Source organism: Nonomuraea jabiensis (assembly GCF_014204795.1).
Taxonomy (GTDB): domain Bacteria; phylum Actinomycetota; class Actinomycetes; order Streptosporangiales; family Streptosporangiaceae; genus Nonomuraea; species Nonomuraea jabiensis.
This window is the reverse complement of record NZ_JACHMB010000001.1, coordinates 13012380-13035017: the sequence shown is the minus strand read 5'-3', so window position 1 is coordinate 13035017 and position 22638 is coordinate 13012380. Positions and strand designations below refer to the sequence as shown.

Below are 22638 nucleotides of genomic sequence, written 5' to 3'. Positions count from 1 at the left end.
CGCGGGCGTCGCGTATTGGGCCCTCGTTGAGGGGTTTTCGCGCGGGTATGGGGCGGGTCTTTTCGTTTCGGGGAGGGGGGAGGGTGACTCGGCGCCACGTTGATATGCGCCAGGGGTCGTCACGGTGAGGCTGTCACGGTGAGGTGGGCAATCGCCGTAGCGGGGTGGGCTGGCGTATCGGGGCGGGGCGTGTAGGGGATGCGGGGGAGAGTGTGGGGAGGAGGGGCAGGGCTGGAACGGTGGGGGCTGGGGAGGGGTGGGGCGGGCCGGGTTGGTTGGGTGGCCCGCCCCGGTGAGGGTGTTAGCTGACGCCGAGCAGGTCGACGACGAAGATGAGCGTCTCGTTCGGCTTGATGCGCGCCCCGGCCCCCCGGCTGCCGTAACCGAGGTGCGGCGGGATGACGAGCTTGCGCCGCCCGCCGACCTTCATGCCCGCGACCCCCTGGTCCCAGCCCGCGATGACGCGGCCCGCGCCGAGCGGGAACTCGAACGCGTCGCCGCGGTTCCACGACGCGTCGAACTCCTCACCGGTCGAGAAGGCCACGCCCACGTAGTGGACGCGTACGTTGTGGCCGGGCTTGGCCTCCGGGCCGTCGCCCACGGTCAGGTCGACGATCTCCAGGTCGGCGGGCGGGTTGCCCTCGGGAAAGTCGATCTCGGGCTTTTCGAGTGCCACGAAGTGCTCCTGTTGATGATTGCTGATGATGAGACCCGACGACTCTATGCGGTCGGGATATCGTCATCGTTCATGACCGCCCTTTCTCCGGATGGGATCCTGCTCACGGGGCGCGTGGCCGTGGTCACCGGGGCGGCCAGGGGCATCGGGCTGGCGATCGCGGAGACGTTCGCCGCGTTCGGCGCTCATGTCGCGGTGTGCGACCGCGACAAGCCGCGGGCCGAGCTGGCGATGAAGCTCGACGTACGCGACCACGTGGCAGTGGAGATCTTCGCCCAGGCCATCCGCGAGCGGTGGGGTCGCGTGGACATCCTGGTCAACAACGCGGGCGGCACCTTCCACGCGGCGTTCGCCGACACCTCGCCCCGCGGCGAGCAGATCCTCATCGAGGAGAACTTCACGCAGGTCACCGGCATGATCAGGCGGCTGCTGCCGATGATGTCGCCAGGCGCGTCGATCATCAACGTGACCTCGAGCGAGGGCCACCAGGCGGCCCCGGGGTTCGCGGTGTACGCGGCGATGAAGGCCGGCCTGGAGAGCCTGACGAAGACGCTCGCCCTGGAGCTGGCTCCCAGGGGCATCCGGGTGAACGCGATCGCGCCCGACGCCCTGCGGACCGAGGGCGAGTCCGGCGTGCGCGAGCGCATGCTGGCCCGCCCCCTGCCCTACGAGCCGGTACGCGTCCCGCCGCTCGGCCGGCTGGGCGGCCCGGAGGAGGCCGCCGGCGCGGCCGTGTTCCTGGCCAGCGACCTGGCCAGGTTCGTCACGGGGGCGACGCTGCACGTGGACGGCGGCATCCACGCCGCCGGTGGCTGGCGCCGCACCTGAACACGGAGTCACCAGCTCTGGTGCAGCGGCATCCCCTCGGCGTAGCCGGACGAGCTCTGGATCCCGACCACGGCCTGCGCGTGGAACTCCTCCAGGTTCGACGCCCCCGTGTACGTGCACGCCGACCGCAGCCCCGCCACGATGCCGTCGATCTGGTCCTCCACGCTCGGCCGCTTCGGGTCCAGGTACATGCGGGAGGTCGAGATGCCCTCCTCGAACAGCGCCTTCCTGGCCCGCTCGAACGCCGAGTCGTCGGCCGTCCGCAGCCGCACGGCCCGCGCGGAGGCCATGCCGAAGTTCTCCTTGTACTTGCGCCCGTTCGCATCGGTGTGGGTGTCTCCGGGCGACTCGTACGTCCCCGCGAACCATGAGCCGATCATCACGTTGGACGCCCCCGCGGCCAGGGCCAGCGACACGTCGCGCGGATGGCGTACCCCGCCGTCCGCCCACACGTGCCGGCCCAGCCGCCGGGCCTCGGCCGCGCACTCCAGCACGGCGGAGAACTGCGGCCGGCCCACCCCGGTCATCATCCGCGTCGTGCACATCGCGCCGGGACCGACCCCGACCTTGAGGATGTCGGCCCCGGCGTTCACCAGGTCGCGCACGCCCTCCGCCGTCACCACGTTGCCCGCCACGACGGGCACGCCGGGGTCGAGGGCCTTGACGGCGCGCAGGGCCGAGATCATCTTCTCCTGGTGGCCGTGCGCGGTGTCCACGACCAGGCAGTCGATCCCGGCGTCGAGCAGCTCCTTGGCCTTGGCGGCCACGTCGCCGTTCACGCCGACCGCGGCCGCGATGCGCAGCCGTTCCTGCGCGTCGATCGCGGGCTGGTAGAGGGTGGCGCGCAGGGCGCCGAGGCGGGTGAGGATGCCGACCAGCCGCCCGCCGGGATCGACGACGGGGGCCAGCCGGTGGCGGCCGCCGTGCAGCCGTTCGAAAGCCGCGCGCGGGTCCAGCCCGGCGGGCAGCGTCAGCAGCTCGCTCGACATGACCTGGGAGAGCTGGGTGTACATGTCGACGCCCTGGCAGTCGGCGTCGGTCACGACCCCGACCGGCCGGTTGTCCCAGTCGACCACGATGATCGCGTCGTGCGCCCGCTTGGGCAGCAGCTGCAGCGCTTCGCCGACGGTGTCGTGCGGGGTGAGGGTGAGCGGCGTGTCGTGTACGAGGTCGCGTTTCTTGACCCAGTCGACGACGTCGGTCACGACGTCCTGCGGAATGTCCTGCGGGATCACGGCGATGCCGCCCCGCCGTGCCACGGTCTCGGCCATGCGCCGGCCGGCGACCGCGGTCATGTTCGCCACCACGACGGGAATGGTGGTGCCCGTGCCGTCGTTCGTTGACAGGTCGACTGCGAGCCGCGAACCGACCGCGGATCGCGACGGCACCATGAACACGTCGCTATAGGTCAGATCGTAATGAGGCTCGAGGTCGTTGAGAAACTTCACGTTCATTCATCTTATGTGGTGACCACGCATTGAGGGGTTTCCGCCTTTGGCGGGGGCTTATGATCGGCCCGGACACATTTGGGGGAGGGAGGGCCCTGTGGACGTCACTGAACGGGGTGAATTGATCGTGGTCGGCTTCGCCATACGCACCACCAATGCGGAGGAGATGGATCCGTCGCGGGCGAAGCTGCCCGTGCTGTGGCAGCGGGCCGGCGCTCCAGGGGCCTTCGCGCACGTGCCGGGGCGGGTCGACGAGAACCTGTACGCGGTGCTGACCGACTACGAGAGTGACCATCACGGCGCGTACACGCAGATCATCGGCACCGGCGTGCGCACCGTGCCGCGGCTGCCGGAGGGCATGGTGGCCGTGCGCGTGCCGGCGGGGCCGTCGCTGCGGCTGGAGGTCCGCGGCCCGATGCCGCAGGCCCTCGTCGACACGTGGCAGCAGGTGTGGAAGCACACCGAGTCAGGGGGTACGCCGTCCCGCGCGTTCACCACTGACCTCGAGGTCCACCACCCGGACGGCGTGGACCTCTATCTGGCCATCTAGAGACCGAGCGCGGCGGCCGCCGCCTCGACGGCCGCCGGCTTGACCTCCTCGACCGGCAGGTTCGCGTACTCCACCGAGCAGTCGGACATGCCGCCCAGCGCCACCGTCGCCCGGATGTGCTGCGCCTGCGTGAGCTCCGGGCCCAGCAGCAGCGCGATGATCCGCCGCCGCCAGTCGAACATGCGGGTGCCCAGGTCGAGGTAGCCCAGCACGGACAGCTCCCGCACCATCATCATGGTCACCTCGCGGTGCCGCCAGATCAGCTCGAAGTAGTCCTCGAGCAGCTGCCGGGCGTCGCCGGGCTGACGCGTGGCGACGAACCGCTCGATGTCCTCCACCATTGGCTGGACGATGCTGCGTACGAGGTCGTCACGCGAGGCGAAGTGGTAGTAGAGCGCGGGCTTGGTGATGCCCAGCCGGTCTGAGATCTGGCGCAGGCTCGTGTTCTGAACGCCCTGCGAGACGAACAGCTCGCGGGCCACCTCCTGGATGCGCGTCCGCGTGTCACTGGGCATGGCTGAAGAATACCCCTTACCTATCGTTAAGTAAGCTGCTAGCGTGGCACTTACCATCCGTTAAGTAAGGAGGCGGTCATGCGGATCCTCATCTCGGGAGCGAGCGTCGCGGGCCCGGTCCTCGCGTACTGGCTCACCAGGTACGGCTTCACCGTCACCGTCGTGGAGCGGGCCCCGGCGCTCAGGAAGACCGGCGGCCACGCCGTCGACCTGTTCAGGCCGGCGATGGACATCGTCGAGAAGATGGGCCTGCTGGAGCAGGTCATGGCGGAGAAGACCGGCATCGAGCGGCTCACGATGTACCGGGAGGGCCGGTCGCGGCCCATCGAGCTGGAGCTGCGCCGCATGATGAGCGCCGTCTCCGACCGGCACGTCGAGATCATGCGCGACGACCTGAGCGAGATCTTCTACGACGCCACCAGGGACGACGTCGACTACGTGTTCGGCGACTCCATCGCCTCGATCTCCGGCGATGGCGGCGACGATGGAGAGGTCACCTTCGACAGCGGCAGGACGGACACGTACGACCTGGTCGTCGGCGCCGACGGCCTGCACTCGAACGTCCGCCGCCTGGTCTTCGGCCCCGAGTCGGACTTCGCCACGTGGATCGGCGCCTATCTGGCCGTCGTCTCGGTGCCCGGCTACGTCGGGCTCGACGGCCGGACGGAGGTCATCGCGGGGGCGGGCCGGATGGCCGGGATCGGTTCCGTGCACGGGGACGACGCGCGGGCGGTGTTCCTGTTCAGGACGCCGCGGCAGCTCGACTACCACCACCGCGACATCCCCCGGCAGAAGGAGCTGCTGCGCGAGCACTTCGAGGGGATGGGCCGGCAGGTGCCGCGGCTGCTGGCGGAGCTGGAGCGCACGCCCGCCTTCTACTTCGACTCGATCACGCAGCTGCGCATGGACACCTGGTCACGCGGCCGGGTGACGCTCGTGGGCGACGCCGGGTACTGCCCCGGCCCCGCCGTCGGCGGGAGCACGAGCCTGGCGGTCGTCGGGGCGTACGTGCTGGCGGGCGAGCTCGCGGCCCACGGCGGCGACCACACGCGGGCCTTTCCCGCCTACGAGGCCGAGATAGGCGATTACGTGCGCCGCAGCCGTACGTTCGCCGTCAACGCGGCCAAGAGGATCGTCCCCGGCAGCCGGTTCGACCTCTGGGCGCTGGGCGCGGTGGTGCGCCTGATCAACCACCTGCCGGTCGCGCTCACCACGGCAGCCGCCAAGGTCAGCAGCAAGGGCGTGCGGCTGCACGACTCGATCGTGCTGAAGGACTACGCGAGCACCCCCTGGCCGCGGAGTTTGTCCGCCTCCTCCTGAGACAGCCCCCACCCCGACAGGTCGGTGAGGCGGGTGGCGGGGGAGAGGTCCGGCCGGGGCGCGCCGAGCAGGCGGGGCGCGGGCACCGGCTGGGTGACGCCGCCGACCTCGACGAAGGAGCCCCGGGCGGCGTTGTGCGGATGGTGGGGCGCCTCGGCCATGGACAGGACGGGCGAGACGCACGCGTCCGAGCCCTCGAAGAGCGCCTCCCACTCGGCCCGCGTGCGCTTGCCGAACTCCTCGGCCAGGCGTGCCTTCAGCGCCGGCCACTGGGCCCTGTCGTTCCTGTCGGGCAGATCGGTCAGGCCCATCAGGCTCACCATCGCGTCCCAGAACTGCGGCTCCAGCGAGCCCACGGCCACGAACCCGCCGTCGGCCGTCTCGTACGTGTCGTACTGCGGCGCGCCCGTGTCGAGCAGGTTCGTGCCGCGCGGCCCCCAGTGGCCGCTCTGCGCCGCCTGGTAGAACATCGAGAACAGGATCGCCGCCCCGTCCACCATGGCCGCGTCGATCACCCGCCCCTTGCCGGTGCGCTCCCGCTCGAACAGGGCCAGCAGGACCCCGTACGCCAGCATCAGCCCGCCGCCGGCGAAGTCGCCGAGGATGTTGATCGGCGGGGTCGGCCGGTCGCCCGCGCGCCCCAGCATCGACAGGACGCCGGAGATCGCCACGTAGTCGATGTCGTGACCGGCGGTGGACGCGAGCGGCCCGTCCTGGCCCCAGCCGGTCATCCGGCCGTAGACCAGCCGCTCGTTCACCGCGTGGAGGTCGCCGGGGCCGATGCCGAGCCGCTCGGCCACGCCCGGGCGGAACACCTCGATCACGACGTCGGCGTGCCGCGCCAGCTCCTTGAACGCGGCCACGCCCTCGGGGGACTTCAGGTCCAGCCCGATCGTGCGCTTGCCGCGATCCATGACATCGCCGCGCGGCCGGTCGGAGACCGCCTTGACGCGGTCCACGCGCAGCACCTCGGCGCCGTGGTCGGCCAGCATCATCCCGGCGAACGGCCCAGGTGCGAGCCCTGCGAGCTCCAGTACGCGTACCCCGGCGAGCGGGCCGCTGTGAACGTCAGGCATCTCCCCAGTAGAACAACCTTCGGTGATCTATCGCAAGCGGCCTTCGCGACCTTCCGGCGAGAAGGTGGGAGGTATGGGAAACTTGCCCACTGTGTTCGGGTGGTCAACAGGGGTAGGACATGGTTTCGGATAGCAACCGGCTCATCGCGGGACGCTACCAGTTAGTACGCGAACTGGGCCGCGGGGGCATGGGCGTCGTCTGGGAGGGGCAGGACACCCTGCTCAACCGGCAGGTCGCCATAAAGGAGGTGCTGCTGCCCGACGGGCTGTCGCCGGGCGAGCAGGAGCGCCAGCTTTTAAGGACCGCCCGTGAGGCTCGCACCGCGGCCAAGCTGAGCCATCCGTCCGTCGTCGCGATCTACGACGTCGTCGAGGAGGGCGGCCGTCCGTGGATCGTGATGGAGCTGCTGCGCCACCCCACGGTGGAGGAGGTCGTGCTGACCTCCGGCGCACTCCCGGTGCGGGAGGCGGCCGAGTTGGGCCGGCAGGTGCTGTCCGCGCTGCGGTCCGCCCACGAGGTGGGCATCCTGCACCGCGACGTCAAGCCGAGCAACATCCTGATGGCCGAGGACGGCCGGGCCGTGCTCATGGACTTCGGCATCGCCACCGCCGAGGGCGACTCGTCGCTCACCAAGACCGGCATGGTCACGGGCTCGCCGAGCTTCCTGGCTCCCGAGCGGGTCCGCGCCGAGCACGCGGGACCGCCCTCCGACCTGTGGTCGCTCGGCGCCACCCTGTACGCGTGCATGGTGGGCCGCTCGCCGTTCGAGCGGGGCGACCCCATGGCGACGCTCAACGCGCTGCTCAACGAGGAGCCCGACTACCGCAGGATCCCGCCGATCATGCACCCGATCCTGCGCGGGCTGCTGCAGAAGGAGCCGGAGCAGCGGGTCGACGCCGCGGAGGCCGACCGGCTGCTCCAGGCGATCCTCGCGGCCAAGCCCGCGAGCGACGACCGGGACGTGCCGGAGCGCAAACGGGGCGGCGGCCGGGGCCGTGCCGTGCTCGCGGCGGCCGCCGCGGCGGTCCTGGTGATCGCGGGCGGGTCGGTGGCGTACTTCAAGCTGGCGTCCCCGGCGGAGGGCGCCCCGCGGCAGACCGCTCAGCCCGCCGCCGCGACCCGCCCGCTCACGCCGGCGGCCACGGACACGCCGGCGCCGAGCGCGACACCCACCCCGACGCCCAGCGTGACCCGGGCCGTCCCGATCGTGCGCGCGTGGAAGTCGCGGGACGGCTGGTCCATCATGCGGCCCACCGGCTGGCGCGGAGCCCTCAAGGAGGCCTACACCGAGTGGACGCGCCGGGACCGGAACGCGCATCTCGGGGTGGAGGCCGTCTACTCCTCCGCCGACCCGCACCAGCTCATGCGCGACGCGCAGGAAACGGTCACGCAGAACGCCCAGAACGTCGTCAACCGCGGCCGCAGGGTCGTCGTGCACCAGGGCACGAAGGCCGTGGAGTGGGAGTTCTCCTGGACCGCGGGCACCGGCGGCGACGCCCCGTGGGCCACGCCGGGCACCCGGTACCACGAGGTACGCCGGGCCGTCGCGATCGGCGAGACGACGTACATCCTGTCCTGGACGGTCAACGAGGCCCAGTGGATGCGTAACAAGGGACTGATGCGGCAGGTGATCAGCAGCTTTACTGTGGGGGCATGAGCCACTGGAACCTGCTCGCTCTGCCCCCGCTCCCCGAAGAGCTCATGCGCCACCTGCTCGCCCCGCTGGGCGACCAGGTGACCGTACGCGTGCCGGCGGCCCGCGACAGGGACGCCCTGCTGGCCGCGCTGCCGGAGGCGGAGATCGTGCTCGGCGACTGGACGGGCACGCTCGCGATGGACGCCCAGGCGGTCAAGGCCGCGCCCCTGCTGGCGTTCGTGCAGCAGCCGTCCGTGGGCGTGGACGGCCACGACCTCGACGCGCTGGCGGCGGCCGGGGTGCCGCTGGCCAACACGCCGGGCGTCAGCGCGGGGGCGGTCTCGGAGTGGTGCCTGGCGGCCACGCTCTCGCTGTCGCGCAAGCTGGCCGCCGCCGACGCCGCCGTACGCGCGGGTGAGTGGCCGCAGCAGGGCCTGCAGCCCTACGAGCTGCGCGGGCGCCGCGTCGGCATCGTCGGGTACGGCCCGATCGGCGCCACCTGCGCGGAGATGTTCCGCGCCCTCGGCTGCCAGGTCTCCTACTGGACGCGCACGCCCCGCGAGGACCCCGGCTTCACGGACCTGCCGGAGCTGATCTCCTCCAGCGACGTGCTCGTCGTGGTCATCGCGCTGTCCGAGGAGACCCGCGGCCTCGTCGACCCCGGCCGCATGAAGCAGGGTGCCCTGCTCGTCAACGCCGCGCGGGGTGGCGTCGTGGACCAGCGGGCGCTCGTCACGGCCCTGCGCGAGGGGCACCTGGGCGGCGCGGCGCTCGACGTGTTCGACGTGGAGCCCCTGCCGGCCGACGACCCGCTGAGGGACCTCCCCAACGTCCTGCTGTCGCCGCATGTCGCGGGCGTCACGCCCGAGGCCACGGGCCGTCTGCTCACGGCCACCCTGGACAACCTGAGCGCCGCTGTCGGGGGTCGCGAGGTGCAGAACGTACTCAATGGCGTAAGCTCCACGATCCGCAGAAAGTTTACGCAATCGCCTACCACTTAGGCATTTCACCTGTCACTATGAACAGTTTTCGTGTCTTTAACGACCCCGGTCTATTCGAGGTCGCCCACGGGAGATACCTTCTTACGGACGATCTCTACCAGCTCAAGGGGGTGCTTGTGCCGTGACGACGAAGATGTCGACACACCAACGGGCAGTAGAGCAGATCCGGCAGTCGTACGCCGAGATCCCGGGCGGTGCCGCCCCGCGCCTGGCCAAGTCCACGTCCAACCTCTTCAGGTTCCGCGACGGCGGCAGGACGGCCAAGCTCTCGGCCAGGGATCTCGACGAGGTCATCAGCGTCGACCCTGAGACCATGACGGCCGAGGTCCAGGGCATGACGACGTACGAGCACCTGGTGGACGCCACCTTGCCGTACGGGCTCATGCCGTACGTGGTGCCGCAGCTCAAGACGATCACGCTGGGCGGCGCCGTGACCGGGCTCGGCATCGAGTCCACGAGCTTCCGGGACGGCCTGCCGCACGAGTCGGTGGAGGAGCTCGAGATCCTCACCGGTGACGGGCGCGTCATCGTGGCCCGCGACGACAACGAGCACCGGGAGCTCTTCCGGGCGTTCCCCAACTCCTACGGCACGCTGGGCTACGCCCTGCGCATCCGGATCAAGCTCCGCAAGGTCCAGCCGTACGTGCGTCTCACGCACGTCAAGTTCACGGATGCGGCCAAGTGCATGCTGGCCCTGCAGGAGATCTGCGACAGCATGGTGCACGACGGGGAGAGCGTCGACTTCGTCGACGGCGTCTACTTCACCCCGGGGGAGATGTACATCACGGTCGGCCGGTTCGCCGAGCGTGCGCCTTATGTCTCGGACTACACGGGGATGCGCATCTACTACCAGTCGATCCGGCAGCGCAACCGCGACTGGCTGAGCGTGCGCGACTACCTGTGGCGCTGGGACACCGACTGGTTCTGGTGCTCGCGGGCGTTCGGCGTGCAGCAGCCCGTCGTGCGCTCCCTCATGCCGCGCCGCTGGATGCGCTCCGACGTCTACCGCCGCCTGGTGGCGCTGGACCGGAAGTACGGCGTCACCGCCCGCATCGACAGGTGGCGCGACCAGCCCGTGCAGGAGTCCGTGATCCAGGACGTGGAGGCTCCGGTCGAGCGGGGGGCGGAGTTCCTGGAGTTCTTCCACGACAAGGTGGGCATGACACCGGTGTGGATGTGCCCGCTGCGTGCGAGCTCGCGCTGGCCGCTCTACCCTCTGGAGCCGGGCAGGCTCTACGTCAACTTCGGATTCTGGGGCATGGTGCCGTTGCCGCGGGGGCAGTTCGACGGCTACTACAACCGGCTGATCGAGCGCGAAGTGCACGAGCTCGACGGTCACAAGTCGCTCTACTCGACCTCGTTCTACGCTCGCGAGCAGTTCTGGCAGCTGTACAACGGCGACGCCTACTGGCCTGTCAAGCGGGAATACGACCCGAACGGTCGCCTGCTTGACCTCTACGAAAAATGTGTAGCGGGAAGGTGAACTGTGGCGCTGGCAACCATCTTTGAGAAAATCGTCGGCTCGGAAGCGAACGTCGCGTTCCAGGCGTACGACGGCAGCAAGGCGGGTCCGGACGGGTCCGACCTGTGCATCGAGGTCAAGTCGCCGATCGCGGTCGCCTATCTGGCGCAGGCGCCCGGGGAGCTGGGCCTGGCCAGGGCGTACATCTCCGGCCACATCGACGTGCACGGCGACATGTACGCCCTGCTCGACCGCATGTGGAACATCACCACCAACGACCTGACCACCCAGGAGAAGATCGCCGCCGTCCGCGCCCTCGGCGTCAAACCACTCCTCATGCGGGTGCCACCACCCCCACAGGAGATGCGCCAGAGCGCCCTGGCGAAACTGGGCTCCCGGCACGCCAAGCAGCGTGACGCCGAGGCCATCCACCACCACTACGACGTCTCCAACCGCTTCTACGAGTGGGTCCTGGGGCCGTCCATGGCGTACACGTGCGCCGTCTTCCCCTCGGAGGAGGCGACGCTCGAGGAGGCCCAGTACGCCAAGTTCGACCTGGTGGCCCGCAAGCTCGACCTCAAGCCGGGCATGCGCCTGCTGGACGTCGGCTGCGGCTGGGGCGGGATGGTCATGCACGCCGCCAAGCACTACGGCGTCAAGGCCCTCGGCGTGACGCTGAGCCGCCAGCAGGCCGAGTGGGCCCAGAAGGCCATCGCGGACGCGGGCCTGCAGGACCTGGCGGAGGTCCGCTTCATGGACTACCGCGACGTCAAGGAGTCGAACTTCGACGCGGTCAGCTCGATCGGCCTCACCGAGCACATCGGCAAGGCCAACGTCCCGTCGTACTTCCAGTTCCTGTACGGCAAGCTCAAGCCGGGCGGCCGGATCCTCAACCACTGCATCACGCGGCCGACCGGCAAGGAGAAGACGTTCAACAAGGGCGGCTTCATCAACCGGTACGTCTTCCCCGACGGCGAGCTGGAGTCGGTCGGCTGGCTGGTCCGGCAGATGGAGGACACCGGCTTCGAGATCCGCCACGAGGAGAACCTGCGCGAGCACTACGCCAAGACGCTGCGCCACTGGTGCGACAACCTCGACGCCAACTGGTCGGACGCGGTCGAGGAGGTCGGCATGGGCACGGCCCGGGTGTGGGCCCTGTACATGGCGGGCTGCATCGTGGGCTTCGAGCGCAACAAGGTCCAGCTGCACCAGGTGCTGGGCGTCAAGCTCGACAAGAACGGCCGCTCCGGCGTCCCCCTCCGCCCGGCCCTCAACTGGCCCTGAACCCCTTCGCCTTGGGCGGCGCCGAGCACTCAGCCGGCGCCTCCCAAGGGAGTCGCCGCACCCGCACGGTGACGCCTTTCGCGTGATGGTTAAGATCCGCGCATGTCCCGCTTCGAAGTGACCACCCTGGTCCTCGCGCCGCCGCCGGTCGTCTTCGACGCGTCCCTGTCGGTCGAGCTGCACACCTCCTCCATGCGCGGCTCGCGCGAGCAGGCAGTCGCGGGGGTCACCTCCGGAGTCCTCTCCCTGGGCGACCAAGTGACGTGGCGAGCGCGGCACTTCGGCCTCACCTGGCACCTGACCTCGACGATCAGCGCCCACGTCCGGCCCTCGTACTTCGTCGACGAACAGGTAAGCGGCCCGTTCCGGCATTGGCGCCACGCGCACACCTTCGAACCGGCACCCGACAGCGGCGTCGAGGCGACCCTCATGAAGGACGTCGTCGACTTCGCCGCGCCCGCCGGTCCCCTGGGCGCTCTCGCCGACGCTCTCGTCCTGCGGCGTTACCTGACCAGGCTGATCCTGCTGCGGAACGCGTACATCAAGGAGACGACCGAAGCCGCCATGCGGTGACCGCTTGCCTGAAGTGTCCTTGGAGGTCGGCGGCGGCCTTGACGGCCGACAGGTCGAACTCGAGCGTGACCTGTTCGGAGATCATCACGCCGCCCGTCTCCAGAACCGCGTTGTACGTGATGCCGAAGTCCTTGCGGTTGATCACGGTGCTGCCCTCGAAAGACGGTGACCTGCCGGGGCACGCCGCGGACCCTGGTCACCATCGCGTGGCGAGCCACGAAGCCTCCCGGCTTATTTCAGCGCGCAACTTTCCAGTGGGCGCACCGTCCCCCGTGGAGAGGGGCGGGGCGCGTCTACTGTGACGGTTGCCGGTCTTTGGCGTGTTTCCCGCGGCTGGTGTGGATTTCGTCCTCGGGGGAGTCCTCTTGGGGCTCTGGTAGCTCGTCCTTGGGACTATGGGGCTTGGCGTGCCTGCCCACGTGATCTCCTTTGGCGAACGTGATTGCTAAGAGTAACTTTATTGCTACCGTATGCATCGGAGCAAGAGTAAGATTCATGAATCACAGGAGAGCGAGCACGCGGCCATGCCGAGCACGGGGTGCCGGGCAGGCGGCTCATCACCACGGTGGGCGGGGAGCCGTCACGCTAGGACGCCAGGTTTTCGAGGGTGCTCGTGAGGCCGTTCCAGCTCTCTTCGGCGTCCGGCGTGTGCCCGTGCGGCGAGCGGAACCACTCCACGAACTCGGCCACGTCATCGAGGGCCCACCGCAGCCGATAGAGCTCCAGCGCCCCCGGGTCGGGCGTGCGGCCGGTGGCGTCGGCGTAGCGGGCCAGGTCGTCGGCGTCCCTGGCGACCAGCCACAGGTCACGTTCGGGCGCCGCCAGCCCCACCGTGTCCCAGTCGACCAGCAGCCACCGCGAGCCGGACCGCAGCAGGTTGCCCGGGTGCGGCTCGCCGTGCGTCACGACGGGCTCGCCGGTGCGGGCCGCCGTACGGTCGAACTCCGCGAGCCGGCGGCGCAGCACCGCGGCGTGGTCGGCGATCACCTCCCTGGCGGGCTCCGCGTACGGGCCGCCCAGCCAGGGCAGGCGCGGGTCCTGGAGCGACTGCTCCAGGACGGCCCGGCCCGACAGCTCCAGGGGGCGCGCCGGAGTGGACAGGGGTGGCGGCGTGGCGTGGAGGGCGGCGAGCAGGTCGATGATCGCGGCGCGGTCTCCGGCCGGCTGCTCCTGGCCGAACTCGCCGGCCAGGCCGTTCAGGTAGGGGAAGACGCTCATCGCCCACCGATGCCGGTCGAGCCGCAGGAGCGTCGCGCCGTCGGTGGTGCGCAGCGGCGCCACCACGAAGTCGAGCCCCGCCTCGGCCCGCAGCGCCGCCGCCGTGTCCATGGCCGGCCGGAGCCCGTCGAAGCCGCGCCGCCGTACGTCGGCGACCGTGATGAACCAGCGCCCGTCGGCGACCCAGTGGTAGTCGCCGAAGCCGACCGGCGCGTAGTCCAGCGTGCGCGCCTCGATGCCCCACGCGCCGAGCGCGGGCAGCAGCAACCCCTCGTCGAACGCATCCGGCCTGTCCCGCATCCGGCCAGGCTACCGATCCGGGCGGTTCAATTCAGCTGGATAAGCAGCTCGATGGCGGACAGCACGTCGGTCACCGTGTGATCGGCCGCGACCCCGCCGGTGACTCCCCGGTCGATCCAGATCGTCCGCAGCCCCGCCCGGCGGCCGCCCGCGATGTCCTTCTCGGGGTCGTCGCCGATGACCCAGCCGCCTGGTCCCAGCGACGCGCCGCACCGCCGGGCCGCGATCTCGAACAGCCGTACGTCGGGCTTCCGCACGCCCTCCGCCCCCGAGATCGCCCAGCCGTCCACGCGGGTCGCGAGCCCCGTACGCTCGATCTTGCCGGTCTGGTTGTCGGCCATCCCGTTCGTCGCGATGCCCACCGCCCATCCGGCCGCCCGCAGCCGATCGAGCCCGTCGAGCACCTCGCCGGGGCAGTGGACCAGATGGGGCAGCCGGGCCCGGTACGCCGCCCACAGCTCGCCGGCCGGCTCGGCCAGCCCGAACCGGTCGCGTACCAGCCCGAAGAAGGCGTCCATGGGCCGGGACCCGTCCGCGTCCGCCTCCACCAGCCACGCCGCCGCCCCCTCGCCGAGCCCTCGCTCGGCGGCGAACTCGGCGGCCCACAGCTCGAAGGCGGCCAGCCGGTCGATCAGCGTGTTGTCCAGGTCGAAGAGGGCCAGGGGGCGCGTCATGCGTTCCGCGCCGCGATGAGCTCGTCGGTGGCCGACCGGTACGCCGTCGCGGCCCGCTCGAAGTAGTCGAACAACGTCGCCCGCTCCGCCTCCGGATATCCCCCCAGCAACTCGGCCAGCCGGGCCCTGGTCCCCGCCAGCACCTCGTCGAGCCGTTCCGGCCGGCCCACCGACTCGACCATGACCTTGCGCCGGTCCGCGGGGTCGGGCGCGCGGCGTACGTACCCGCCCTGCTCCAGGCGGTCGATGAGCCGCGTGGTGGCGCCGGTGGTCAGCCCCGTCTGGGCGGCCAGCTCGCCGGAGGTGAGCGGGCCGGTGAGGTCGAGCAGGTTGAGCGCGTAGTAGTCGGTGGCGTTGAGCCCGGCGGCCTCGGCGGCGGCCAGGCTGTTGAGCACGATCGCGCTCAGGTAGCGCCGGAAGACAGCGCTCGGATCGGTTGACAAACCCAACTCCTCTTCCTTAAGTTGATATCTGCATGAACGCAGAGACTTACTTAATGCAAATAATACCAGAGGGAGCGGAAATGATCACCAGCGAGATCCAGAACCTGTTCGCCGAGCTGGAGGACGCCTGGAACCGCGGCGACGGAGCCGCGTACGGGGCGTGCTTCACGCAGGACGCCACCTACACGACCTTCGTCGGCACCGTCTACCACGGCCGCGACGACCTGGCCGCCGGTCACCAGGCCCTGTTCGACACGGTGCTCAAGGGCACGAAGATGTTCAACGAGATCACGGAGGTGCGCTTCCACGGCCCCGGCACCGCCGTGGTCACCGGCAGGGGAGACGTGGCCAAGAAGCGCCCCGCCAAGCTGACCAAGGTGCAGACGTACACGCTGGTCCGCGAGGCCGACGGCAGGTGGCGCATCGCGTCCTTCCACAACACCCGGCGCCGGCCGCTGATGGAGGCGGTGTCGTTCAGGTACGTGCCGGCCAGCCGGCCGCGCGGATGAGGAACGCGGCCCGCTCCTCGACCGGCGCCTGGGGCAGCGTGACCACCGAGTAGCCGTAGTCGGCGTAGGCCCGCACGACCGCCTCGTAGGTCCGCTCGGCCTCCCCGAGGCTCTGCCTCCGCTCGCTGTCGTGCTCGTAGATCTCCGGCCACGGCGGCGCGGCGAACACGCGCCGGTGATAGCGGTACGTCAGCGCCGCGTTGTGCAGGTGCCGCGGCACCGTACGCCCCAGCATGCGCAGATATCCGATCGTGTCGACCAGCCCCCGATCGAAGACCACGGCCTCCGTCCCCGAGGCGGCGTGGTAGGACCGCAGGTCCCACGACAACATCAGCTCGGCGAACAGCCCCGGGTCCAGCCACGGCAGCGCCGGCCCCGAGATCGCCACCTGGTCCCGGATGATGGCCCGCCCGGCCTCCGGCTGCACCCGGAACCCCAGCGAGGCGAGGTGCTCGGCCAGCGTGCTCTTCCCGGCGCCCGGGCCACCGGTGATGACGACATATCCGTCCGCCACGAGACCTCCACAAAGACAAAGGCGCGGGCAGAGTGCCCGCGCCTGATGGGAAAGGAGTCGACCGGTTACCGCAGCTCGCGCTTGAGGATCTTGCCCGTGGCCGTCATCGGCAGGGAGTCGCGGAACTCGACGATCCGGGGATACTTGTAGGCCGCCATGTTGTCCTTGGCCCAGGCGATCAGCTCGTCCTCGGTGATCGTCGCGCCCGGCGCGGGGATGACGTACGCCTTGATCTCCTCGCCGTGGGACTCGTGCGCGACCCCCACCACGGCGGCCAGCGACACAGCCTCGTGGGTCATCAGGACCTCTTCGAGCTCCCGCGGATAGACGTTGAAGCCACCCCGGATGATCATGTCCTTGGCCCGGTCGATGATGGAATAGTAGCCGTCCGCGTCACGGGTCGCGATGTCGCCCGTGCGGAACCAGCCGTCGTTCATCACCTCGGCCGTCGCCTCCGGGCGGCCGTAGTAGCCCTTCATGACGTTGTGGCCCCGGATGGCGATCTCGCCGGGGCCCTCGCCCTCGACGGTCTTCCAGTCGCCGTCGACCAGCTTCATCTCCACGCCCCAGATCGGGGTGCCGATGGTGCCGGGCTTGGTGGGGCGGCCGAGCTGGTTGAAGCTGGCCACCGGCGACGTCTCCGACAGGCCGTACCCCTCCAGGATGCTGATGCCGAAGGTGCGCTCGAAGTCCTTGAGCACCTCCACCGGCGAGGACGCGCCGCCCGCGACGGCGACGCGCAGGGAGCGGGGCACCTCCACGCCCTCCGCGTGGATCTTGGTGAGCAGGCCCCAGTACATCGTCGGCACCCCGGCGAAGAACGTGACGCCCTCCTTGGCCATGAGCGCCAGCGCGTCGCCCGGGTCGAAGCGCGGCAGCAGCACGACGGTGGCGCCGCGCAGGAAGCCGGTGTTCATGACCACGGTCTGGCCGAAGGAGTGGAACAGCGGCAGGACCGCCAGGTACGTGTCGCCCTCGTCGGAGCGGGGGAACATCTTGTCGCAGACCATGGCGTTGAGCAGCATGTTCTGGTGGCTGAGCTCGGCGCCCTTGGGCTGGCCCGTGGTGCCCGAGGTGTAGAGGATCACCGCGGTGTCGTCCGGCGCCGTCTGCACGGTCTCGAACTCGCCCGCCATGCCGCCCAGCGCCGCCCAGATCGACTCGCCGTACTCGGACTCGGTCGCGAGCGGGGTCGCGGGCAGCACGAAGAAGTGCTCGCAGCCCTCCGCGGCCTCGAAGCCCGCCTTGCCGCGCTCGCCCAGCGGCAGCTCGGGGGTGCCCTCGAAGCAGAAGAAGGCCTTGGCGTCGCTGTCGCCGAGATGGTAGGTGATCTCCCGCGACTGCAGCAGCACGTTGAGCGGCACCACCGTGGCGCCGACCTTCAGGATGCCGAAGTAGACGAACGGGAAGTACGGCAGGTTGGGGCACGCCAGCGCCACCTTGTCCCCCTTGCCGACACCGCGGGCGACCAGGAGGTTCGCGACCTGGTTGGCGATGGTGTCGATCATGGAGTACGGCAGCCGCATGTCGCCGAAGACGATGGCGGTGCCGTCAGGGGTGTTCCTGGCGCTGTCCTCCAGGACGGTCGACAGGTTGAGCATGACGCCTTCCTCCTCAAAGCCGGGGCTTGGCCGCCATCCTCGCAAACCCTCCATACCGACTGGTAGGTAACCCAGGTCACAACTCCATATGGACGCGCGGCCCCGCCTGGAGTAAGCAAGTACCAAGTTACTTGGAGGAGTCATGGAGTACGACTACGTGATCGTCGGGGCGGGGTCCGCCGGGTGCGTGCTGGCCAACCGGCTCTCGGCCGATCCCGGCGTGACGGTCGCGCTGGTCGAGGCGGGCGGCCAGGACGACAAGCTGGAGATCCGCATGCCCGCGGGCTTCGCCAAGCTGTTCAAGACCGACTACGACTGGAACTACACCACGGCCAAACAGGGCGAGATGTCGGGCCGCGAGCTCTACTGGCCCCGGGGCCGCGTGATCGGCGGGTCGTCCTCGCTCAACGCCCAGATGTGGGTACGCGGCTGCGAGCGCGACTACGACCAGTGGGGCGTCCCCGGCTGGTCGTACGGCGAGGTCCTGCCGTACTTCACCAGGGCCGAGCACCGCGTCGGCAGCAACGAGGGCGGCGTCTACGGCACCTCCGGGCCCCTCTACATCTCCGAGCTGCGCAGCCCCAACGTCACCACCGCCGCCTTCCTCAAGGCGTGCGAGGAGCTCGGGCTCCCCAGGCTCAAGGAGCTGAACGGCCCCTCCAACGAGGGCTGCTGCCCCACCCCCGTCACCCAGAACCGGGGCCGCAGATGGAGCTCGGCCGACGCCTACCTGCGCCCGGCCAAGGGCCGGCCCAACCTCCACGTGATCACCGGGGCCACCGTGGACCGGGTGGTGTTCGAGGGCCGGCGCGCGATCGGCATCGAGCACAGCGGCGGCGCCCAGGTCAGGGCCAGGGGCGAGGTCATCCTGTCGGCGGGCGCGATCGGGTCCCCGTACCTGCTGATGCGCTCCGGCGTGGGCGCCCCCGACGAGCTGCGCGACGCCGGGATCACGCTCGTGCACGAGCTGCCCGAGGTCGGCAAGAACCTCCAGGACCACCTTTCGAGCGGCGTGTTCGTCGAGTGCAAGCAGCCGGTGACGCTGACCAAGGCCGAGTCGATCGGCAACCTGCTGCGTTACATCGTGCTGCGCTCCGGCATGCTCACCACGAACGTGGGCGAGGCGGTCGCGTTCATCAGGACCTCGGCCGAGGAGCCCGCCCCCGACATCGAGCTGATCTTCGCGCCCGTTCCGTTCGTGGACCACGGCCTCACCCCGCCGACCGGCCACGGGCTCACCGTCGGGGTCGTGCTGCTGCAGCCGGAGAGCCGCGGCCGGGTCGGGCTCAACGGCCGGGACGTGGTCATCGACCCCGCCTACCTGAGCGCGGAGGCCGACGTCAGACGCCTGGTCGCGGGGCTGAAGACGGCCAAGCAGATCTTCGCCACGGCCGCCATGAAGCCGTGGGCGGGCGGGCCGATGGCGCCGTACTGGGCGCCGGAGAGCGACGAGGAGCTCGCGCGGTGGGTGCGCGAGCGCGGTGAGACGCTCTATCACCCGGTCGGCACCTGCCGCATGGGGACGGACGACGCCTCGGTGGTCGACCCCTCCCTGCGCGTACGCGGAGTCGACGGGCTCAGGGTCGTCGACGTGTCGGTGATGCCGACGTTGAACCGCGGCCATACCCACGCCCCGGCTATCATGATCGGCGAAAAGGCAGCCGATCTCATCGGGAAGCACCGGTAAGTACCCCTTGACGTAAGTGGGCACTTGCAGAAGGCTTGTGTGATATGACACTGTCCGCCGACCTGGACCTGTCGCAGATCCCGTTCTGGGGCCTGCCGCAGTCCGAGCGCAATGAGGCCTTCCGCAGGCTGAGACAGCTGGACCGCCCGGTCTTCACGCGGGAGCAGATCCTGCCCTTCATCGGCGGTGGTCCCGGCTTCTACGCCCTCGTACGCCACGCCGACGTGACCGAGGCCAGCAGGAACGCGGCCGTGTTCAGCAGCGAGCCCTGCTCCAACAGCATCCCCGACATGCCCCGCTGGCTGAGCGTCTACTTCGGCTCCATGATCAACATGGACGATCCCCGGCACGCGCAGTTACGGCGGATCGTCTCCCGGGCCTTCACGCCGCGCATCCTGGCGAAGATGGAGGAGGACCTGGCCAGGGCCGCCGCCGAGATCGTGGACGACGCGATCGAGCAGGGGCCGGGCGACTTCGTCGCGCAGGTGGCCGCCAAACTCCCTGTACGGGTCATCTGCGACATGATGGGGATCCCGGCCGAGTTCCATGACATGGTGCTGCAGCAGACCAACGTCATCCTGGGCAACGCCGACCCCGAATACACCGGCGTCGGCACCGACCTCACCCGTCGCAACGTCGCCAAGGGCCTGGGCAAGCTGCTGCGCGCCGGCTACTCCCTCAACCGGCTGGCCGCCCGCCTGGGCGACGAGCGGCGCAAGCGCCCCACGGGCGACCTGGTCAGCCTGCTGGTCAACGGCGAGGAGCGGCTCAGCCCGCAGCAGCTCGGGTCGTTCTTCATCCTGCTCGTGGTGGCGGGCAGCGAGACCACCCGCAACGCCATCGCGCACGGCCTCAAGCTCTTCACCGAGCACCCCGACCAACGCGCGATCCTGCTGAACAACTTCGACGGCCATATCGTCACCGCCTGCGACGAGATCATCCGCTACGCCACGCCGGTGATCCAGTTCCGCCGCACGCTGACGCGGGACCACGAGATGAACGGCATGCGCTACAAGAAGGGCGACAAGGTGCTGCTCTTCTACAACTCCGCCAACCGCGACGAGGCCGTCTTCTCCGACCCCGACACCTTCGACATCACCCGCGACCCCAACCCGCACGTCGGCTTCGGCGGGCCCGGGCCGCACTACTGCCTGGGCGCGCACCTGGCGCGCAGGGAGATGACCGTGATGTTCCGCGAGCTGTTCACCCGGGTGCCGCACATCAAGGCCGTGGGCGAGCCCGACCACCTGCTGTCGAACTTCATCAACGGCATCAAGCACATGAGCTATACGTTCTGATCAGTGGGTACTCCTGAGGCGGGCCGAATGCTAGGTTTCGCAGTCATGGAGATCAGGACTATCCACGCCAACGGGGTGGAGTTCGCGTATCTGTCGTTGGGTGAGGGGCCGCTGGCGCTGTGCCTGCACGGCTTCCCCGACTCCGCGCACACCTGGCGGCACCTGATGCCCGCGCTGGCCCAGCGCGGCTACCGCGCGGTCGCGCCGTTCATGCGGGGATACGCGCCCACCGAGGTGCCCGCCGACGGCGCGTACGAGGACGCCGCGCTGGTCGCCGACGTCCGCGCGCTGCACGAGGAGCTCGGGGGCGACGAGGACGCGGTCGTCATCGGGCACGACTGGGGCGCCTTCCCCGTGTACCACCTGGCCGGACGTTTCCGGCGGGCCGTCACGCTCGCGGTGCCGCCGCCCGGCTCGCTCGGCGCCGGGTTCCTGGAGTACGAGCAGCTCAAGCGGTCGTTCTACGTCTTCCTCTTCCAGACGGCCGTGGGCGAGGCGGCCGCCGCGAGCCCCGGCTTCATCGAGAACCTCTGGCGTGACTGGTCGCCCGGCTACGACGCCCGCGAGGACCTGGAGTTCGTACGGCGCAGCATCGGCGAGCCCGCCAACCTCAGCGCGGCCCTCGGCTACTACCGGGCCATGCTCGGCACCACGCCTCCGTCCGGCCGCTACCCGGCCCTGGAGGGGGGGATCACCGCCCCCGTCCTCTACCTGCACGGCGCCCAGGACGGATGCCTGAGCGCCGAGCTGGCCAAGAACGCGATGAGCCACCTGCCCCCGGGGTCGCGGGCCGAGCTGGTGGCGGGCGCCGGGCACTTCCTCCACCTGGAGCGCCCGGCCGAGGTCAACCGGCTCGTCCTGGACTGGCTCGGCGCGCCGTCCGCGGCCGAGATGACCCAGGTCCGCCCCCGGGGGTTCACCTCCTGACGCGGCCCGCCTCCTTCCTGAGGACCGCGATCACCGGATGCTGCCCCGAGAGGCTGACCCGGACCGCCTCCTCCAGCACGAACCCGCGCGGGATCCCGCCGTGCACCAGCGCCACGGCGAGCCCGTCGCCGGCCAGCACCCGCCGGACCTCCCGCCAGAGCGGGCCGAGGTCCCGCGCGAGCAGCCCGCGGGGCGGCACCTGACGCCCCCAGGGCGGGTTCACCAGCACCCGGTCCACGCTCCCGCCGGCCAGCGGGATCCGCCCGCCGTCCGCCACGCCCCACCCGAACACCGCCGCGCCTGCGGCCCGCGCGTTGGCGGTCGCCGCGCGGAGCGCGGCCGGGTCGTGGTCGAAGCCGAGGAGGCGCGCGTCCGGGGCCAGCGCGTGGGCCTCGATGAGCGTCGTGCCCGCGCCGCAGCACGGGTCGAGCACCGTCCCCGAGCCCCCGAGGCGGGCCAGCGCCGCCATGGCGGCGGCCACCGGCGGGTGCAGCGTGCCCCGGATCGAGTCCGTCTTGTACGCCCGCCGGTGCAGCGGCCGGTCCGCCAGCCGCAGCGCGATGAGCGCCCGGTCGCCCTCGATCGTGACCCGCCACGACATCGCGTCGCGCGGCGGCCGCGCCCCGTCCCTCCTGGAGTGGTACGGCAGCCGCAGCGGCCGCGCCAGCTCGGCCCCGACCGCGTCCTCGATCTCGAACCGGGTGTAGTTGCGCCGCCCGACGAACGACGCCGACACCTCCACCCCGCTGCCCGCCAGGCCGCCCAGGTTCACGGAACGGGCCGCGAGGGCCAGCCGGCGCAGCGCGGAGCGGCCGTGGCCGATCCCGTCCACCACGGCGGCGGCCAGCAGCACGTCGTCCGCGGTCCGCAGGCCCGTCAGGTCGGCCCCCGGCGCGGCCTCGAACCACACCTCGCGATGGCGCACCCCGCGCACCACGCCCAGCCGGGAACGTCGAATCTCCGTGGCCACCAGGGCCTCGATGCCATGCACCGCCCTGGCCACGGCAAAGGTATGCACGTGTCCTTCTCCCACGTCGCGACCCGGGACGGCGCTCGCTCAGCCGTCCCGCATCGCCGGCGGTGGGGTGGTCCGCGAC

At 70.4% G+C, this 22638-nt stretch carries 22 protein-coding genes and 1 pseudogene; 12 read left to right on the top strand and 11 right to left on the bottom strand.

Annotated features, from left to right (window positions below; translation table 11 throughout):
• Positions 1–301: 301 nt before the first annotated feature.
• Positions 302–676 (bottom strand): FKBP-type peptidyl-prolyl cis-trans isomerase, encoded by a 375-nt coding sequence (locus tag HD596_RS59390; protein WP_185078082.1) that lies wholly within the window; start codon positions 674–676, stop codon positions 302–304.
• A gap of 72 nt (positions 677–748) precedes the next feature.
• Between HD596_RS59390 and HD596_RS59385 the strand changes: the two genes are divergently transcribed.
• Positions 749–1504, top strand: a complete 756-nt coding sequence (locus HD596_RS59385) for an SDR family NAD(P)-dependent oxidoreductase (protein WP_185078081.1) — start codon at positions 749–751, stop codon at positions 1502–1504.
• 8 nt (positions 1505–1512) lie between these two features.
• On the opposite strand, the gene HD596_RS59380 is transcribed toward HD596_RS59385, so the two are convergent.
• Positions 1513–2952, bottom strand: a complete 1440-nt coding sequence (locus HD596_RS59380) for a GuaB1 family IMP dehydrogenase-related protein (protein ID WP_185078080.1) — start codon at positions 2950–2952, stop codon at positions 1513–1515.
• Between the two features lie 97 nt (positions 2953–3049).
• Here HD596_RS59380 and HD596_RS59375 point away from each other — a divergent pair, with 97 nt between their 5' ends.
• The gene (locus HD596_RS59375; protein WP_185078079.1) at positions 3050–3502 is read left to right on the top strand and encodes a GyrI-like domain-containing protein; all 453 of its coding nucleotides are present in this window, start codon (positions 3050–3052) and stop codon (positions 3500–3502) included.
• Here the strand turns inward: HD596_RS59375 and HD596_RS59370 are convergent.
• Positions 3499–4017: a TetR/AcrR family transcriptional regulator gene (locus tag HD596_RS59370; protein ID WP_221520109.1), complete on the bottom strand. Its 519-nt coding sequence runs from the start codon at positions 4015–4017 to the stop codon at positions 3499–3501. The two genes, HD596_RS59375 and HD596_RS59370, sit on opposite strands and share 4 nt — an antisense overlap.
• Before the next feature lie 78 nt (positions 4018–4095).
• Between HD596_RS59370 and HD596_RS59365 the strand changes: the two genes are divergently transcribed.
• Positions 4096–5337, top strand: a complete 1242-nt coding sequence (locus HD596_RS59365; RefSeq protein WP_185078077.1) for an FAD-dependent monooxygenase — start codon at positions 4096–4098, stop codon at positions 5335–5337.
• Here the strand turns inward: HD596_RS59365 and HD596_RS59360 are convergent.
• Positions 5292–6413 (bottom strand): CaiB/BaiF CoA transferase family protein, encoded by a 1122-nt coding sequence (locus HD596_RS59360; protein WP_185078076.1) that lies wholly within the window; start codon positions 6411–6413, stop codon positions 5292–5294. The two genes, HD596_RS59365 and HD596_RS59360, sit on opposite strands and share 46 nt — an antisense overlap.
• A 119-nt stretch (positions 6414–6532) precedes the next feature.
• Between HD596_RS59360 and HD596_RS59355 the strand changes: the two genes are divergently transcribed.
• The 5 genes from HD596_RS59355 to HD596_RS59335 all read left to right on the top strand — a co-directional run bounded on the left by HD596_RS59355 (position 6533) and on the right by HD596_RS59335 (position 12370).
• Positions 6533–8071, top strand: coding sequence for a serine/threonine-protein kinase (locus HD596_RS59355; RefSeq protein WP_185078075.1), 1539 nt, complete (start codon positions 6533–6535; stop codon positions 8069–8071).
• The gene (locus HD596_RS59350; RefSeq protein WP_185078074.1) at positions 8068–9051 is read left to right on the top strand and encodes an NAD(P)-dependent oxidoreductase; all 984 of its coding nucleotides are present in this window, start codon (positions 8068–8070) and stop codon (positions 9049–9051) included. Before HD596_RS59355 ends, HD596_RS59350 begins: the two co-directional genes overlap by 4 nt.
• A gap of 133 nt (positions 9052–9184) precedes the next feature.
• Complete coding sequence (locus HD596_RS59345; protein ID WP_185079439.1) at positions 9185–10534, top strand: FAD-binding oxidoreductase; 1350 nt, start codon at positions 9185–9187, stop codon at positions 10532–10534.
• A gap of 3 nt (positions 10535–10537) precedes the next feature.
• Complete coding sequence (locus tag HD596_RS59340; protein WP_185078073.1) at positions 10538–11797, top strand: class I SAM-dependent methyltransferase; 1260 nt, start codon at positions 10538–10540, stop codon at positions 11795–11797.
• Between the two features lie 102 nt (positions 11798–11899).
• Positions 11900–12370, top strand: a complete 471-nt coding sequence (locus HD596_RS59335; protein ID WP_185078072.1) for an SRPBCC family protein — start codon at positions 11900–11902, stop codon at positions 12368–12370.
• Here HD596_RS59335 and HD596_RS59330 read toward each other — a convergent pair.
• The 4 genes and pseudogenes from HD596_RS59330 to HD596_RS59315 form a co-directional block, all read right to left on the bottom strand.
• Positions 12339–12521: pseudogene (locus HD596_RS59330) on the bottom strand (YceI family protein); the annotation flags it as partial. The gene HD596_RS59335 and the pseudogene HD596_RS59330 overlap by 32 nt on opposite strands.
• Positions 12522–12955: 434 nt before the next feature.
• Positions 12956–13888: a phosphotransferase gene (locus tag HD596_RS59325; RefSeq protein WP_185078070.1), complete on the bottom strand. Its 933-nt coding sequence runs from the start codon at positions 13886–13888 to the stop codon at positions 12956–12958.
• A gap of 26 nt (positions 13889–13914) precedes the next feature.
• A complete protein-coding gene (locus HD596_RS59320; RefSeq protein ID WP_185078069.1) occupies positions 13915–14562 on the bottom strand; it encodes an HAD family hydrolase in 648 nt (215 codons plus the stop codon).
• Positions 14559–15005: a MarR family winged helix-turn-helix transcriptional regulator gene (locus tag HD596_RS59315; RefSeq protein ID WP_185078068.1), complete on the bottom strand. Its 447-nt coding sequence runs from the start codon at positions 15003–15005 to the stop codon at positions 14559–14561. The genes HD596_RS59320 and HD596_RS59315 overlap by 4 nt, the downstream gene beginning before the upstream one ends.
• Before the next feature lie 80 nt (positions 15006–15085).
• Here HD596_RS59315 and HD596_RS59310 point away from each other — a divergent pair, with 80 nt between their 5' ends.
• A complete protein-coding gene (locus HD596_RS59310; protein WP_185078067.1) occupies positions 15086–15514 on the top strand; it encodes an SgcJ/EcaC family oxidoreductase in 429 nt (142 codons plus the stop codon).
• On the opposite strand, the gene HD596_RS59305 is transcribed toward HD596_RS59310, so the two are convergent.
• Both HD596_RS59305 and HD596_RS59300 read right to left on the bottom strand, forming a co-directional pair.
• Entirely contained in the window at positions 15480–16028 is a 549-nt protein-coding gene (locus HD596_RS59305; RefSeq protein WP_185078066.1) for an AAA family ATPase, read from the bottom strand. The two genes, HD596_RS59310 and HD596_RS59305, sit on opposite strands and share 35 nt — an antisense overlap.
• Before the next feature lie 65 nt (positions 16029–16093).
• Positions 16094–17629, bottom strand: a complete 1536-nt coding sequence (locus HD596_RS59300; protein ID WP_185078065.1) for a long-chain-fatty-acid--CoA ligase — start codon at positions 17627–17629, stop codon at positions 16094–16096.
• A gap of 142 nt (positions 17630–17771) precedes the next feature.
• On the opposite strand from HD596_RS59300, the gene HD596_RS59295 reads away from it, so the two are divergent.
• Genes HD596_RS59295 through HD596_RS59285 form a run of 3 tightly spaced genes read left to right on the top strand, consistent with a single transcriptional unit; the run spans position 17772 to position 21541 of the window.
• A complete protein-coding gene (locus tag HD596_RS59295; protein WP_185078064.1) occupies positions 17772–19316 on the top strand; it encodes a GMC family oxidoreductase in 1545 nt (514 codons plus the stop codon).
• A gap of 44 nt (positions 19317–19360) precedes the next feature.
• Entirely contained in the window at positions 19361–20614 is a 1254-nt protein-coding gene (locus tag HD596_RS59290) for a cytochrome P450 (protein WP_185078063.1), read from the top strand.
• Positions 20615–20659: 45 nt separating this feature from the next.
• Positions 20660–21541: an alpha/beta fold hydrolase gene (locus HD596_RS59285; RefSeq protein ID WP_185078062.1), complete on the top strand. Its 882-nt coding sequence runs from the start codon at positions 20660–20662 to the stop codon at positions 21539–21541.
• Here HD596_RS59285 and HD596_RS59280 read toward each other — a convergent pair.
• Entirely contained in the window at positions 21531–22559 is a 1029-nt protein-coding gene (locus tag HD596_RS59280; RefSeq protein ID WP_313047492.1) for a methyltransferase domain-containing protein, read from the bottom strand. The two genes, HD596_RS59285 and HD596_RS59280, sit on opposite strands and share 11 nt — an antisense overlap.
• Between the last annotated feature and the right edge of the window lie 79 nt (positions 22560–22638).

Bases quoted from the DNA above. Each gene is read 5' to 3' on its own strand.
- HD596_RS59295 (WP_185078064.1), top strand. From the start codon at position 17,772: ATGGAGTACGACTACGTGATCGTCGGGGCGGGGTCCGCCGGGTGCGTG.
- HD596_RS59325 (WP_185078070.1), bottom strand. From the start codon at position 13,888: ATGCGGGACAGGCCGGATGCGTTCGACGAGGGGTTGCTGCTGCCCGCG.
- HD596_RS59335 (WP_185078072.1), top strand. From the start codon at position 11,900: ATGTCCCGCTTCGAAGTGACCACCCTGGTCCTCGCGCCGCCGCCGGTC.
- HD596_RS59360 (WP_185078076.1), bottom strand. From the start codon at position 6,413: ATGCCTGACGTTCACAGCGGCCCGCTCGCCGGGGTACGCGTACTGGAG.
- HD596_RS59320 (WP_185078069.1), bottom strand. From the start codon at position 14,562: ATGACGCGCCCCCTGGCCCTCTTCGACCTGGACAACACGCTGATCGAC.
- HD596_RS59370 (WP_221520109.1), bottom strand. From the start codon at position 4,017: ATGCCCAGTGACACGCGGACGCGCATCCAGGAGGTGGCCCGCGAGCTG.
- HD596_RS59365 (WP_185078077.1), top strand. From the start codon at position 4,096: ATGCGGATCCTCATCTCGGGAGCGAGCGTCGCGGGCCCGGTCCTCGCG.
- HD596_RS59345 (WP_185079439.1), top strand. From the start codon at position 9,185: ATGTCGACACACCAACGGGCAGTAGAGCAGATCCGGCAGTCGTACGCC.
- HD596_RS59290 (WP_185078063.1), top strand. From the start codon at position 19,361: ATGACACTGTCCGCCGACCTGGACCTGTCGCAGATCCCGTTCTGGGGC.
- HD596_RS59310 (WP_185078067.1), top strand. From the start codon at position 15,086: ATGATCACCAGCGAGATCCAGAACCTGTTCGCCGAGCTGGAGGACGCC.
- HD596_RS59300 (WP_185078065.1), bottom strand. From the start codon at position 17,629: ATGCTCAACCTGTCGACCGTCCTGGAGGACAGCGCCAGGAACACCCCT.
- HD596_RS59385 (WP_185078081.1), top strand. From the start codon at position 749: ATGACCGCCCTTTCTCCGGATGGGATCCTGCTCACGGGGCGCGTGGCC.
- HD596_RS59350 (WP_185078074.1), top strand. From the start codon at position 8,068: ATGAGCCACTGGAACCTGCTCGCTCTGCCCCCGCTCCCCGAAGAGCTC.
- HD596_RS59355 (WP_185078075.1), top strand. From the start codon at position 6,533: ATGGTTTCGGATAGCAACCGGCTCATCGCGGGACGCTACCAGTTAGTA.
- HD596_RS59285 (WP_185078062.1), top strand. From the start codon at position 20,660: ATGGAGATCAGGACTATCCACGCCAACGGGGTGGAGTTCGCGTATCTG.